General features: G+C 40.5%; 1 protein-coding gene. It reads right to left on the bottom strand.

The features are described from left to right. Positions 1 to 126: 126 nt before the first annotated feature. Positions 127 to 642 carry a GNAT family N-acetyltransferase gene (locus F7Y48_RS23570; protein ID WP_258506952.1) on the bottom strand — a complete coding sequence of 172 codons (516 nt, stop codon included), beginning with the start codon at positions 640 to 642 and terminating at the stop codon, positions 127 to 129. Positions 643 to 666: the final 24 nt, after the last annotated feature.

Genomic DNA, 666 nt, shown 5'->3' with positions numbered 1-666 from the left:
TAACGCCCAGTTAAGGGGTGAAGCACGCAACACCGATGTTACTGTATGGCACTTCAACACCGAAACCACCGCATACCAAAAATGCCACGCGTGCTGAATCCCTCTTAAACTGTTTGTTATGTGAATTTATGCCTCTGATATATAAACACTTACCTCACGATCTTTCCCTTGCATGCGGTTTATCTGATCGCCCACGTATTTTACACCAAGCTTTTCAATAACTGACTTTGAGCGCTCATTTCCAACTAAATGCATTACTTTTAACCTCGTTAATCCATAATGCTTTTTTGAAAATGAAATCAAACTCTTAGATGCTTCTGTAGCATAACCACAGCCCCAGTAAGGAACGCCCAACCAATAGCCCAGAATACCCAAACCATTTTCCAGTTTTGGAAAACTAATAGCACCAATAAGCTCAGAACTCTCTTTTAGGACAATGGCATAGACAACACCTTTACCACTTAAAAACAACTCAGCTTGAGTACGAATCCAATTTTCAGCATCACTGACTCTATATGGATAAGGAATATTTGCCGTCATTTCTGATATTTGCTTGTCGCCAGCCAACTCTGAAACACGCTCAGCGTCAGACATAGAAAATGGTCTTAATATTAGTCTCTCACTTTCAATTGCTTGCTGCATAATTTCCCTATTCACATAACGCCC

Origin of the sequence: Vibrio sp. 2-1-2a, from assembly GCF_032648565.1 — a bacterium.
Lineage (GTDB): Bacteria > Pseudomonadota > Gammaproteobacteria > Enterobacterales > Vibrionaceae > Vibrio > Vibrio diabolicus.
The sequence above is the reverse complement of the archived record's forward strand: the minus strand, read 5'-3'. Positions and strand labels throughout refer to the sequence as shown.

Excerpts from the sequence above, each read along its gene's own strand:
- F7Y48_RS23570 (WP_258506952.1), bottom strand. The coding sequence starts at position 642 with ATGCAGCAAGCAATTGAAAGTGAGAGACTAATATTAAGACCATTTTCT.